General features: G+C 73.5%; 10 protein-coding genes. 6 read left to right on the top strand and 4 right to left on the bottom strand.

Features of this window, described 5'->3' with window-relative positions; translation table 11 throughout:
- The first annotated feature begins 692 nt into the window (after nucleotides 1-692).
- A complete protein-coding gene (gene gltB, locus D7M15_RS04905; protein WP_121516360.1) occupies nucleotides 693-5282 on the top strand; it encodes a glutamate synthase large subunit in 4590 nt (1529 codons plus the stop codon).
- Nucleotides 5275-6735 carry a glutamate synthase subunit beta gene (locus D7M15_RS04900; RefSeq protein ID WP_121516359.1) on the top strand — a complete coding sequence of 487 codons (1461 nt, stop codon included), beginning with the start codon at nucleotides 5275-5277 and terminating at the stop codon, nucleotides 6733-6735. The genes gltB and D7M15_RS04900 overlap by 8 nt, the downstream gene beginning before the upstream one ends.
- Nucleotides 6736-6891: 156 nt before the next feature.
- On the opposite strand, the gene D7M15_RS04895 is transcribed toward D7M15_RS04900, so the two are convergent.
- Entirely contained in the window at nucleotides 6892-7419 is a 528-nt protein-coding gene (locus tag D7M15_RS04895) for an EF-hand domain-containing protein (protein ID WP_121516358.1), read from the bottom strand.
- A gap of 237 nt (nucleotides 7420-7656) precedes the next feature.
- On the opposite strand from D7M15_RS04895, the gene D7M15_RS04890 reads away from it, so the two are divergent.
- The 3 genes from D7M15_RS04890 (at nucleotide 7657) to D7M15_RS04880 (ending at nucleotide 9604) form a co-directional block, all read left to right on the top strand.
- Nucleotides 7657-7938 (top strand): hypothetical protein, encoded by a 282-nt coding sequence (locus D7M15_RS04890; protein WP_121516357.1) that lies wholly within the window; start codon nucleotides 7657-7659, stop codon nucleotides 7936-7938.
- Nucleotides 7939-8090: 152 nt separating this feature from the next.
- Nucleotides 8091-8948 carry an alpha/beta hydrolase gene (locus D7M15_RS04885; protein ID WP_121520226.1) on the top strand — a complete coding sequence of 286 codons (858 nt, stop codon included), beginning with the start codon at nucleotides 8091-8093 and terminating at the stop codon, nucleotides 8946-8948.
- A 56-nt stretch (nucleotides 8949-9004) separates the two neighbouring features.
- Nucleotides 9005-9604: a hypothetical protein gene (locus D7M15_RS04880; RefSeq protein ID WP_121516356.1), complete on the top strand. Its 600-nt coding sequence runs from the start codon at nucleotides 9005-9007 to the stop codon at nucleotides 9602-9604.
- 63 nt (nucleotides 9605-9667) lie between these two features.
- Here D7M15_RS04880 and D7M15_RS04875 read toward each other — a convergent pair whose 3' ends face one another.
- The 3 genes from D7M15_RS04875 to D7M15_RS04865 all read right to left on the bottom strand — a co-directional run bounded on the left by D7M15_RS04875 (nucleotide 9668) and on the right by D7M15_RS04865 (nucleotide 12413).
- The gene (locus tag D7M15_RS04875) at nucleotides 9668-10849 is read right to left on the bottom strand and encodes an SLC13 family permease (RefSeq protein WP_240649132.1); all 1182 of its coding nucleotides are present in this window, start codon (nucleotides 10847-10849) and stop codon (nucleotides 9668-9670) included.
- Between the two features lie 95 nt (nucleotides 10850-10944).
- Nucleotides 10945-11409: a PPOX class F420-dependent oxidoreductase gene (locus D7M15_RS04870; protein ID WP_121516354.1), complete on the bottom strand. Its 465-nt coding sequence runs from the start codon at nucleotides 11407-11409 to the stop codon at nucleotides 10945-10947.
- A gap of 80 nt (nucleotides 11410-11489) precedes the next feature.
- Entirely contained in the window at nucleotides 11490-12413 is a 924-nt protein-coding gene (locus tag D7M15_RS04865) for a hypothetical protein (protein WP_165906357.1), read from the bottom strand.
- Nucleotides 12414-12547: 134 nt separating this feature from the next.
- Here D7M15_RS04865 and D7M15_RS04860 point away from each other — a divergent pair, with 134 nt between their 5' ends.
- The gene (locus tag D7M15_RS04860; protein WP_121516352.1) at nucleotides 12548-12934 is read left to right on the top strand and encodes a chorismate mutase; all 387 of its coding nucleotides are present in this window, start codon (nucleotides 12548-12550) and stop codon (nucleotides 12932-12934) included.
- The last annotated feature ends 82 nt before the right edge of the window (nucleotides 12935-13016 follow it).

Below are 13016 nucleotides of genomic sequence, written 5' to 3'. Positions count from 1 at the left end.
CGTTTACAGGCGGAACGGTCGCAGACGCCCCCGCCCCCGCACAAGGGGCACGCGCCCGCCGGACACGGGAATGTTCCGTGCCCGTCTCCCCGGCCGCCGCCCCGCCGTGGCCGCACCGCCTCTCCGGCCGCCTCCGGGGCGCGGCACCGGCCGTCTCCGGGCCCGTACGCGGCCGGTGGCTCCGCGTGATGTGTGCCATCCGTGGGTTACCCGGCGGTTTCGCGGCTGTCACGATGGGCAGAAGGCGGAAAGTCCCCCCAGCAAGAGCGCCCCCGGGCAACGACGCCCGTGCCGCCCTGCGTGTCCGCAGCACATGTCGTAGTACGTGTCCGCGGTGCGCCCGCCGCGCGACCCGCTGCGTACGTGCCGTACCTCCACCGCGAACGTCGACCGGAACGTGCCGGTCACGGGCGGGGTGGACCGCGTCCGTCGCGTCGCGACGGCGCACCGCCCGGCCCGCCGGCGAGGCCGGACCGGGCCGCGACCGGAGGCCGTGCCCACCCCGTACCCCCGCGGGTGCTCGCGCCGCGCGCCGCCCGTGATGTCCGCTTTCATCGAGGTCCGCATACTGGGACGAACCATCCGCTTTCTGGGAAGATGCGCCATCATGTAATCTGCACGAAAATTTGTTCCCTGAGGGCCAACGTCGTCCCTCGGCACCTGCACTGCCACCGACGACGACGGGAGAGCCGATGCGCGCTGCATCCCTGGCGGCCCACCCTGCGAAGCAGGGGATGTACGACCCCCGGTACGAGCACGACGCGTGCGGCGTCGGGTTCGTCGCCACTCTCACCGGCGTACCCAGCCACGAGCTGGTGGAGCAGGCGCTCACCGTCCTCCGCAACCTCGAACACCGCGGCGCCACCGGCTCCGACCCGGACACCGGCGACGGCGCCGGCATCCTCCTCCAGGTCCCGGACGCGTTCCTCCGCGAGAGCGTCCCCTTCGAGCTGCCCGAGGCGGGGGCGTACGCCGTCGGCATCGCGTTCCTGCCCGCCGACGCCGACGAGTCGGACAAGGCCGTCTCGCGCGTCGAGACGATCGCCGCCGAGGAGGGCCTCGACGTCCTCGGCTGGCGCGAGGTCCCCACCACGCCGGAGCTCCTCGGCGCGGGCGCCCGCGCGACCATGCCCACCTTCCGCCAGCTGTTCGTCGCCGACCCCGCGACCACCACCACCCGCCGCGCCGGGCTGGAGCTGGACCGGGCCGCGTTCGTGCTGCGCAAGCGCGCCGAGCGCGAGGCCGGCACGTACTTCCCGTCGTTCTCCGCCCGCACCATCGTCTACAAGGGCATGCTCACCACGGGGCAGCTGGAGCCGTTCTTCCCCGACCTGTCGGACCGCCGCTGCGCGACCGCCGTCGCACTGGTGCACTCGCGCTTCTCCACCAACACGTTCCCGAGCTGGCCGCTGGCCCACCCGTACCGCTTCGTCGCGCACAACGGCGAGATCAACACCGTCCAGGGCAACCGCAACTGGATGCGGGCCCGCGAGTCGCAGCTCGACAGCGACCTCTTCGGCACCGGCCCCGACGGTCAGCGGGACCTGGAGCGGATCTTCCCCGTCTGCACCCCCGACGCCTCCGACTCCGCGACCTTCGACGAGGTCCTCGAACTCCTCCACCTCGGCGGGCGCTCCCTGCCGCACTCGGTGCTGATGATGGTCCCCGAGGCGTGGGAGAACCACGACTCGATGGACCCGGCGCTGCGGGCGTTCTACCAGTACCACGCCACGATGATGGAGCCCTGGGACGGCCCCGCCTGCGTCACCTTCACCGACGGCGCGCAGGTCGGCGCCGTACTCGACCGCAACGGCCTGCGCCCCGGCCGCTACTGGGTCACCGACGACGGCCTCGTCGTCCTCGGCTCCGAGGTCGGCGTCCTCGACATCGACCCCGCGAAGGTCGTCCGCAAGGGACGCCTCCAGCCCGGCCGGATGTTCCTCGTCGACACCGTCGAGCACCGCATCGTCGAGGACGACGAGCTGAAGGCGCGGCTCGCCGCCGAGCAGCCGTACGAGGAGTGGCTCCAGGCCGGACTCGTCGGCCTCGCGGATCTGCCCGAGCGCGAGCACATCGTGCACACGCACGCCTCCGTCACCCGCCGCCAGCAGACCTTCGGCTACACCGAGGAGGAGTTGCGCGTCCTCCTCGCGCCTATGGCCCGTACGGGCGCCGAGCCCATCGGCTCCATGGGCACCGACTCCCCGATCGCCGCGCTCTCCGAACGACCCCGGCTGATCTTCGACTACTTCACGCAGCTGTTCGCGCAGGTCACCAACCCCCCGCTGGACGCCATCCGCGAGGAGCTGGTCACCTCCCTGCACTCGTCGCTCGGCCCCCAGGGCAACCTGCTGGAGCCGACCGCCGCGTCCTGCCGCACCATCACGCTGCCCTTCCCGGTGCTCGACAACGACGAGCTGGCCAAGCTCATCCACGTCAACGCCGACGGCGACCTCCCCGGCTTCAAGGCCAGCACCCTCTCCGGCCTCTACCGCGTGCAGGACGGTGGCGACGGCCTCGCCGCCCGGCTGCGCGAGATCTGCGCCGAGGCGGACGCCGCGATCGCCTCCGGCACCCGCCTGATCGTGCTGTCCGACCGGCACTCCGACGCCGAGCACGCCCCGATCCCGTCGCTGCTCCTCACCTCCGCCGTGCACCACCACCTGATCCGCACCAAGCAGCGGACGCGCGTGGGGCTGCTCGTCGAGGCGGGAGACGTACGGGAGGTCCACCACGTCGCGCTCCTCGTCGGCTACGGCGCCGCCGCGGTCAACCCGTACCTCGCCATGGAGTCCGTCGAGGACCTCGTCCGCGTCGGCACGTTCCTGCCGGGGGCCGACCCCGAGACGGCCATGCGGAACCTGATCAGGGCGCTCGGCAAGGGCGTCCTGAAGGTGATGTCGAAGATGGGCATCTCCACCGTCGCGTCCTACCGCGGCGCCCAGGTCTTCGAGGCCGTCGGGCTCGACGAGAGCTTCGTGGACACGTACTTCCACGGCACCACCACCAAGATCGGCGGCGCCGGGCTCGACGTCGTCGCCCGCGAGGTCGCCGCCCGGCACGCCAAGGCGTACCCGGTGTCGGGCATCGCCCCCGCGCACCGCGACCTGGAGATCGGCGGCGAGTACCAGTGGCGCCGCGAGGGCGAGCCGCACCTCTTCGACCCGGACACCGTCTTCCGGCTCCAGCACGCGACGCGCGCCCGCAGCTACGACGTGTTCAAGCAGTACACGCGGCGCGTCGACGAGCAGTCCGAGCGGCTGATGACGCTGCGCGGCCTCTTCCGCTTCAAGGACGGCGAACGGCCGCCCGTACCGATCGACGAGGTCGAGCCCGTCGCGGAGATCGTCAAGCGCTTCTCCACCGGCGCCATGTCGTACGGCTCCATCTCGCGCGAGGCGCACGAGACCCTCGCCATCGCCATGAACCAGCTCGGCGGCAAGTCCAACACCGGTGAGGGCGGCGAGGACCCCGACCGGCTCTACGACCCCGCGCGCCGCTCCAGCATCAAGCAGGTCGCGTCCGGCCGCTTCGGCGTCACCAGCGAGTACCTGGTCAACTCCGACGACATCCAGATCAAGATGGCCCAGGGCGCCAAGCCCGGCGAGGGCGGCCAGCTGCCCGGCCACAAGGTCTACCCGTGGGTCGCCAGGACCCGCCACTCCACACCCGGCGTCGGCCTCATCTCCCCGCCGCCGCACCACGACATCTACTCCATCGAGGACCTCGCCCAGCTCATCCACGACCTGAAGAACGCCAACCCCCGCGCCCGTATCCACGTCAAGCTCGTCTCCGAGGTCGGCGTCGGCACCGTCGCCGCCGGCGTCTCCAAGGCGCACGCCGACGTCGTCCTGATCTCCGGCCACGACGGCGGCACCGGCGCCTCCCCGCTCACCTCCCTCAAGCACGCGGGCGGCCCGTGGGAGCTGGGCCTCGCGGAGACGCAGCAGACGCTGCTGCTGAACGGGCTGCGGGACCGCATCGTCGTCCAGACCGACGGCCAGCTGAAGACCGGCCGCGACGTGCTGATCGCCGCGCTGCTGGGCGCCGAGGAGTACGGCTTCGCCACCGCGCCGCTCGTCGTCTCCGGCTGCGTCATGATGCGCGTCTGCCACCTGGACACCTGCCCGGTGGGCATCGCCACGCAGAACCCGGTGCTGCGCGAACGGTTCGCGGGCAAGGCCGAGTACATCGTGAACTTCTTCCGGTTCATCGCCGAGGAGGTCCGCGAACTCCTCGCCGGACTCGGCTTCCGCAGCCTCGCGGAGGCCGTCGGGCACGCCGAACTCCTCGACACCGGGCGGGCCGTGGACCACTGGAAGGCCCAGGGCCTGGACCTGGCGCCGCTGCTGCACACGCCCGAACTGCCCGCCGGCGCCTCCCTGCACCGGACCGTCGAGCAGGACCACGGCCTGGCCAAGGCCCTCGACAACGAGCTGATCCGGCTGTCCGCCGACGCGCTGTCCGCCGACACCCCCGAGGCCGCCCAGCCCGTACGCGCCCGGCTCGACATCCGCAACATCAACCGGACCGTCGGCACCATGCTCGGCCACGAGGTCACCCGCAGGTTCGGCGGCGCCGGACTGCCCGACGACACCATCGACCTCACCTTCACCGGCTCCGCCGGGCAGTCCTTCGGCGCGTTCCTGCCTCGCGGGGTCACCCTCCGCCTGGAGGGCGACGCCAACGACTACGTCGGCAAGGGCCTCTCCGGCGGCCGCGTCGTCGTACGACCCGACCGGGGCGCCGACCACCTCGCGGAGTTCTCCACCATCGCCGGGAACACCCTGGCGTACGGCGCGACCGGCGGCGAACTGTACCTCCGCGGCCGCGTCGGTGAACGCTTCTGCGTACGCAACTCCGGCGCCACCGTGGTCTCCGAGGGCGTCGGCGACCACGGCTGCGAGTACATGACCGGCGGCCGCGCCGTCGTGCTCGGCAGCACCGGACGGAACTTCGGCGCGGGCATGTCCGGCGGCACCGCGTACGTGATCGACCTCGACCCCGCCCACGTCAACGAGGGACTGCGCGACGCCGTCGGCCCCCTCGACGACGCCGACCGGCAGTGGCTGCACGACGTGGTGCGCCGCCACCACGAGGAGACCGGCTCCACCGTCGCGGAGAAGCTCCTCACCGACTGGGACTCGGCCGCGAACCGCTTCAGCCGGGTCCTGCCGCCCACGTACCAGGCCGTGCTCGCCGCCAAGGACGCCGCCGAGCGAGCGGGACTCTCGGAGACCGAGACCCACGAGAAGATGATGGAGGCGGCGATCGATGGCTGACCCCAAGGGCTTCCTGACCACCGGCCGCGAGGGCGCCGAGTCCCGGCCCGTCGCCGACCGCGTACGCGACTGGAACGAGGTGTACGTCCCCGGCTCGCTGCTCCCGATCATCAGCAAGCAGGCCGGGCGCTGCATGGACTGCGGCATCCCCTTCTGCCACAACGGCTGTCCGCTGGGGAACCTCATCCCCGAGTGGAACGACTACGCCTACCGCGAGGACTGGGCCGCCGCCAGCGAGCGGCTGCACGCCACGAACAACTTCCCGGAGTTCACCGGGCGGCTGTGCCCCGCGCCCTGCGAGTCGGCGTGCGTGCTGGCCATCAACCAGCCCGCCGTGACCATCAAGAACGTCGAGGTCACCATCGTCGACAAGGCGTGGGACGCCGGGGACGTCACCCCGCAGCCCCCGGAGCGGCTGTCCGGCAAGACCGTCGCCGTCATCGGCTCCGGCCCCGCCGGGCTGGCCGCCGCCCAGCAGCTGACCCGCGCCGGGCACACCGTCGCCGTGTACGAGCGGGCCGACCGCATCGGCGGGCTGCTGCGCTACGGCATCCCCGAGTTCAAGATGGAGAAGGTGCACATCAACCGCCGTATCGAGCAGATGCGCGCGGAGGGCACCAAGTTCCGTACGGAGGTGGAGATCGGCCGCGACCTCGACGCGGCGAAGCTCCGCAAGCGGCACGACGCCGTCGTCATCGCCGCGGGCGCCACCACCTCCCGCGACCTGCCCGTTCCGGGCCGTGAACTCAACGGCGTCCACCTCGCCATGGAGTACCTGCCGCTGGCCAACAAGGTCCAGGAGGGCGACCTCGTCACCTCCCCGATCTCCGCCGAGGGCAAGCACGTCGTCGTCATCGGCGGCGGCGACACCGGCGCCGACTGCGTCGGCACCGCGCACCGGCAGGGCGCCGCGTCCGTCACCCAGCTGGAGATCATGCCGCGCCCCGGCGAGGACCGGCCCGCGCACCAGCCGTGGCCGACGTACCCGATGCTCTACAAGGTGACCTCCGCGCACGAGGAGGGCGGCACCCGCGAGTACGCCGTGTCCACCACCCGCTTCGAGGGCGACGAGAACGGCGACGTGCAGTGGCTGCACCTGGCCGAGGTCGAGTTCAAGGACGGCAGGCCGGAGCAGGTGCCCGGCACCGAACGCCGCATCCCGGCCCAACTCGTCACCCTGGCCATGGGGTTCACCGGCACCGACCGGGCGAACGGCCTCGTCGAGCAGTTCGGCGTGGACCTCGACGAGCGCGGCAACATCGCGCGCGACGCCGACTACGCCACGTCCGTCGACGGCGTCTTCGTCGCGGGCGACGCGGGCCGCGGCCAGTCGCTCATCGTCTGGGCCATCGCCGAGGGCCGCTCGGCGGCCCGGGGCGTCGACCGCTACCTCACGGGTACGAGCACCCTCCAGGCACCGGTCCGGCCCACGGACCGCCCCCTGACGGTCTGACGGCCGGGGGCCGGGCGTTCCCCGCCCGGCCCCGCCCCGGCCCGTACGCCCACCCCGGACCCGTACGCCCACCCCGGACCCGGCGCCCGCCCTCCACCCCGACCGGAGGGCGGGCGTCGCCGTGCGCGGGGTGGCGGCGGGTGTGCGGGGCGCGGGCTACGCGCCCGACACCAGGCGGTCGCCGGGGATGCCCGCGCGGTCCGGGGCGTAGAACTCCTCGATGCCCTCGCGCCACGTCGGGACCGTGATCTGGCCGTCCGCGTCCGGTCCGAACGCGTCGAAGAGGGCGTCGATGTTGGCCGGGGAGAAGCCGATGGCCAGCATCAGGTCGGTGAACAGGGGCCGTTCGACGCGCCCGTCCCCGTCGGGGTCGCCGAGGGCGGAGAGCGCCGCCGCGAAGTCACCGACCGTCGGCGTGAACCGTTCGGGGCTGAGCACGCACCCCACGAACTCCTCGTAGCTCACCCGGCCGTCGCCGTCGGCGTCCATCTCCGTCACCAGGGTCGTCCAGTACCGCTGGAAGGCCCTCCGCATCGCGTCCTTCGCCTCCGGCCCGGAGCCGGCGGCCACCGCGTTGACGCGGCTCGACATCAGGTCGAAGTCGTCGGACTCCAGATATCCGTTGCCGTCCACGTCGAACAGGGAGAAAACGAGCTTGACGCGGTCAACTGCCTCTGCGCGCATGGCACTCCCTCATGTGCTGTACGGGTCCGTACCCGTCCGTTCGTCCCCACTATCGGTGGCCGGGTCGGCAACGCACCTGGGTGCGGGCGCCGGTTCACTTGATGAGGTGAAGTCCGCCCGTACGAGGTGTGATCGGGGCAACCCACCGGCCCCCGACCGGAGTTACGGTCCGGGCGGGGGAGGGGATATGTCCCTCACGGGCCGCGTCGCGGCCGGGAGGGGGGAACGCTCATGGGAGTGGCACTGGTCCTTCTGCTCGCCGTCGGGGTCGTCTGGCTGGTAGCGGTCTCGATGTCCGTCGGGGCGGCCGAGGAGCATCCCGGGTGGCGGGAGCCGCGCAGCGCGGCGACGGCGGCGCGGGAGAAGCACCGGCCGCCCGCGGTCGACGGCCGGTCGTGGCGGCACATCCAGTGGGGGACCGGGGAGGCCCGGCAGGAGGTCCGGCAGCAGCCCCCGGGCCACGTGAACGGCGGCGGGGACTTCGGCCTCGGCGGGGGCGGCGGCCTCGACGGCGACTGACCCCACCGGCACCCGCCGCGCACCCGCACCAGCCCCGCCCCGTACGCGTACGGGGCGCCCCGACACGGGCTGCGCGCGGGTTTCGCGTGCGTCGCGGGCCGAGGGGTACCCGGGTGCCGTACGCGTACGCGAGAGGGAAGGCCACCGTCACCATGGGCCACGTCACCGCCGGCACCGAGAACAGCACCTCCGTCGAGCTGTACTACGAGGACCAGGGCTCCGGCCCGCCCGTCGTCCTCATCCACGGCTACCCCCTGGACGGCCACAGCTGGGAGCGCCAGACCAGGGAACTCCTCGCGGCGGGCCACCGCGTCGTCACGTACGACCGGCGGGGCTTCGGCCGCTCCGCCAAGGTCGCCACGGGCTACGACTACGACACCTTCGCCGCCGACCTCGACGCCCTCCTGCGCCACCTCGACCTGCGGGACGTCGTCCTCGTCGGCTTCTCCATGGGCACCGGCGAACTGGCCCGCTACGTACGGAACCACGGGCACGCGCGCGTCGCCCGGCTCGTGTTCCTCGCCTCGCTCGAACCGTTCCTGCTCGCCGCCGACGACAACCCGACCGGCGTGCCGCGGTCCGTCTTCGACGGTATCGAGGAGGCGGCGCGCGAGGACCGTTTCGCCTGGTTCACGCAGTTCTTCCGGGACTTCTACCGCCTCGACGAGAACCTGGGCCACCGCATCAGCCAGGAGGCCCTCGACGCCCACCGGCACACCGCCGAACGCTCCGCGCCCGCCGCCGCGTACGCCGTGGTGCCCACCTGGCTGGAGGACTTCCGGCCCGACGTGGCGGCCGTACGGGAGTCGGGGAAGCCCGCGCTGATCGTGCACGGCACGGCGGACGACATCCTGCCCGTGGACGCGACGGGCCGCCCGTTCCACGAGGCGTTCCCGGAGGCGGAGTACGTGGAGATCGAGGGCGCCCCGCACGGCCTGCTGTGGACGCACGCGCGGGAGGTCAACGAGGTGCTGCTGCCGTTCGTCGCCGGGCGCGCGGCGCGGGGGTGACCGTACGCGGCTGAGCGGTCGGGAGCGGTCCCGGGCGGATCTGGTCGGATGGGCGCATGAACCGTTCACCGCGGGCCCCCGGGCCCCGTACGGCCGCCCGCGTACTGCTCCCGGCGCTGCTGCTCACCGCCCTCACCGCCCTCACCGCCTGCTCGTCGGACGGCGATGCCGACGGCGGGGGCGACGGCGGGGGCTCCCGCGCCGACGGCCGCCCCGGCGAGGGCACGTCGGCGCCGCCCGGCCCGGGGCCCTCGGAGTCGAAGCGGGAGTCGAAGCCCGAGCCCGAGCCGTCGGCCGAGCCGTCGCTGCCCGACCCGGCCGACGGCACCGACCGGCAGGCGTGCGCGGACGGCACCTGCGAGGTGCGGGTGAAGGAGGGGGACGTGGTGCCGGTCCCGGAGCGGTACGGGTTCGGCGCGATGACGGTCACCTCGGTCGAGGCGGGAACGCTCGTGCTGAGCGCGGTCCTGTACGGCACGGAGTTCGTCAACGACAGCGGCTGCGCGATGAGCATCACCGGTCCCTCCGCCGACGCGCCCGGCTCCATCGCCCTGACGTGCGACGCCGGGACGGAGGGCGCGCTCAACGGGATGCGCCTGAAGGTCGCCGGGGTCGCGGACGGCGCGGCCGTGCTCCGCCTCCGCCCCGCGCCGTGAGCCCGCGCGGGCCGCTCCCCGCACCACGGCCGCCCGGCAGGCGCCCCCGCACGGTGGCCGCGCTCAGTGCACCAGCGCGTACGTCCCCGTCGCCGCCACCACGCAGCCCACGGCCAGCACCAGGCCCGTGGCCATGAACCGGCGGAGCGGGACCGGCGTGCCGTGCCAGTGGCAGCGTTCGAACCACAACAGCGTGGCCAGCGAGGCCCAGGGGGTCACCGTGGCACCGACGTTGGTGCCGATGAGCAGGGCCAGCAGTTGGTCGTGGTGGCCGGTCGGTACGGCGGACTCGCCCGCCACGTAGACGGGCAGGTTGTTCAGCGCGTTCGACAGGCCCGCGCCGACCCCCGCCGTGCGGAGCATCCCCGCGAAGCCGCCCTCGTCGCCGACGGCGGACACCAGGAAGCCGTGCAGGCCGTGCGCGTTCGCCGTCTCCACGACGAGGAACATGCCGGGCACGAGCACCAGCAGCCGCCACGGCACCAGCGACAGCCGCAGCGCCCCCCGGTCCCGTACGGCGAACGCGGCGACCACGGCGACGGCCGCCGCCGTCGACACCGCCCACAGCGGCAGCTCCGCCAGCAGCACCGCGACCAGGAAGCCGACGCACGCCACGGCGCACAGCCGCAGCAGTACGGGGTCGGCGGCGCGGAAGCGGGCGGGTGGCTCGTACGTGGCGGCGTCGCGTCGGCCGCGCCGCCAGAAGAAGCCCCACAGGCAGAGCATCGTGACGGCCAGTGTGGCCAGTTGGGGCGCCCACATGCGGGCGGCCATCTCCGCGGGGGAGAGGGAGACGCGGTCGGCGGCGAGGAGGTTGGTGAGGTTGGAGACCGGCAGCAGCAGGCTCGCGGTGTTGGCCAGCCAGACGGTCGTCATGGCGAGCGGCACCGGCGCGATGCCGACGCGTCCGGCGAGCGCCAGCATGACGGGGGTGAGGAGGACGGCGGTGGTGTCGAGGTTCAGGGCGATCGTGGTGACCGAGGAGAACAGCACGCACAGCCCGAACAGCGCCGGGTAGCTGCCCCGCGCGGCCCGCGCGACGCCCGTCGCCGCCGCGTCGAACACCTCGGCGCGGCGGGTGAGTTCGGCCAGGACGACCACCGTGCCGAGGAAGCCGAGCAGCGGCACGATCCGGGTCATGGCGTCGCCCGCCCGGTCGGTGGGCAGCGCGCCCGTCGCCAGGGCGACGAGACCGCAGCCGAGGAGCGCGGCGGCGAGCCGGTCGAGGCCGTCGAGGCGGCGCACGGCGGCCCACCCCCTGCTGGTCGTACGCACTTCCGCTGCCCCGCCCGTTCCCTCGCCCGCCCCGCCGACCCCGCCCGCCCCGCCGCTCGCCGCGCCTACTCCGCGAGGCGCGCCGGGAACCCGCCGGTGGCGACCGGGCCCCAGCGGCGCGGGGTGACGCGGATCAGCGACTTGCCCTGCTTCAGCATCGCGGCGCGGTACTCGTCCCAGTCGGGGTGCTCCCCGGAGATCACCCGGAAGTACTCGACCAGCGGCTCCACGGAGTCCGGCGCGTCGATGACCTCCGCGTCCCCGTCGACCTGCACCCACGGCCCGTTCCACTCGTCGGACAGCACGACCACGCTGGCCGCCGGGTCGCGGCGCGCGTTCCGCGTCTTGGCGCGCTCCGGGTAGGTCGACATGACGATGCGGCCCTCGCCGTCCACGCCGCACGTCAGCGGCGACGCCTGCGGCGTCCCGTCGGAGCGGCGGGTGAGGAGCACGGCGCGGTGCCGGGGCCGTACGAAGTCCAGCAGGGCGTCCAGGTCGACCGTGGTGTTGCGCGCGATGGAAGGGCTCATGCCCGCGAGCGTACGACGGGCCCGCCCCTCCCCGCGCCCTCGGCACCCGTACCCGCACGCCGTACGCGGCGCCCCGGCCGTCACGTGTCGACGTCCAGCACCGTCCGGCACAGCCCGCACCGCGCCCGTACCCGCCCCCGTACCGGCAGCCGGACGCGCTGGTGGCACGTGGGGCAGGGGAACGACACGTGCGGCACCGGGCCCGCCTCGAACGCGTACCCCTGACCCGACGCCGCCCCCGACGCCGCCCCCGCTCCCGTCCCGGACCCGGCCAGGGCCAGCCGCCGGTCCAGGGCGTAGCGGCGGCGGCCCGCCCAGCCGCCTGCCGCCAGCGGTGGCCGCGCGGCGTCGCGTTCGGCGCGCGTCCGGCCCGTGCGGTACGCCTCGTACGCCTGCGGGCTGGTGAACCACACGCCCGGGTCCTCACCGAACAGCGCCGCCCGCTTCGCCAGCACGTAGCCGTACTCCTCCGGCGTCAGATAGCCCAGCTTCTGCGACGACACCGCGTCCTGCCGGAACGCGTCGAGCAGCAGCCAGCCCGCGCCGAGGTACGTCGCGGCGGTGTCCGTGAGGATCTCGTTGTCGCGGGTGCCGGGGAAGGACAGGCCGAGACGGTGCAGGTAGACGTGCGTCACCTCGTGGGCGAGGGCGGCGCCGATGTCGCGGCGGTGCCGCTTGAAACGGGAGTTCAGCTCGACGAAGAACTCGGGCCCGGCGGCCAGTTCGACGTTCGCCGCGTACTCCATGTCCCGGAACGACACGATCATCCGCGCGTCCGGCAGCCGCAGGTGCCGCGCCATCACCCGCGCCACGCGCTGCACCCCCGGATACAGGTCGTCGCCGTCGGCGAACGCCACGTCGCCGGGGGAGACGCTGGTGTCGAAGGTGCGGACGGTGTCGTACGACAGCCGCCGGTACAGCGCGGTCACCGCGGCCCGTACGGTCTCCAGGTGCGGAAAGCCCCGTTCGACCGGGTCGGCGCCGCCGCCGTGCCGCACTCCCATGGCTTCCACCGCCCCGCCCTGTCGGTCGCCCGACCACTCTACGGGCGGCGCGCGGGCGGCGCGGGCGCCGCACCGTGTCCGGGATGTGACCCACCGACGACAGCGGGCGACGGGCCGCATAGGCTCTGGTGTCGATGAACGACACCGACGCGACCGACGCGACAGCCGTAAGCGACGCGACCGCCCCCGCCCCCGACGAGTCCGTACGGGCCCAGTTGGAGGAGCTGCGGGCCAGCATCGACAACATCGACGCCGCCGTCGTCCACATGCTCGCCGAGCGCTTCAAGTGCACGCAGCGCGTGGGGCGGTTGAAGGCGGCGCACCGCCTGCCGCCCGCCGACCCGGCCCGCGAGGCGCGGCAGATCGTACGGCTCCGGGAGCTGGCCGAGAGCGCCAAGCTCGACCCGTCGTTCGCGGAGAAACTGCTCAACTTCGTGATCGCGGAGGTGATCCGGCACCACGAGCAGATCTCCGACGCCGTGCAGACCGACGACGGGCCGGAGACCCCCGCGGCGGGCTAGGCGGTGTCCGGGCGGTCTTCTCGGGCTCGCGACGACGGCTACGGCACCTCGCCGCGTTGTCGGAGTCGTCCACGTACGATCC

The sequence above is a fragment of the Streptomyces sp. Z26 genome (assembly GCF_003665095.1).
GTDB lineage: Bacteria > Actinomycetota > Actinomycetes > Streptomycetales > Streptomycetaceae > Streptomyces > Streptomyces phytohabitans.
The sequence above is the reverse complement of the archived record's forward strand: the minus strand, read 5'-3'. Positions and strand labels throughout refer to the sequence as shown.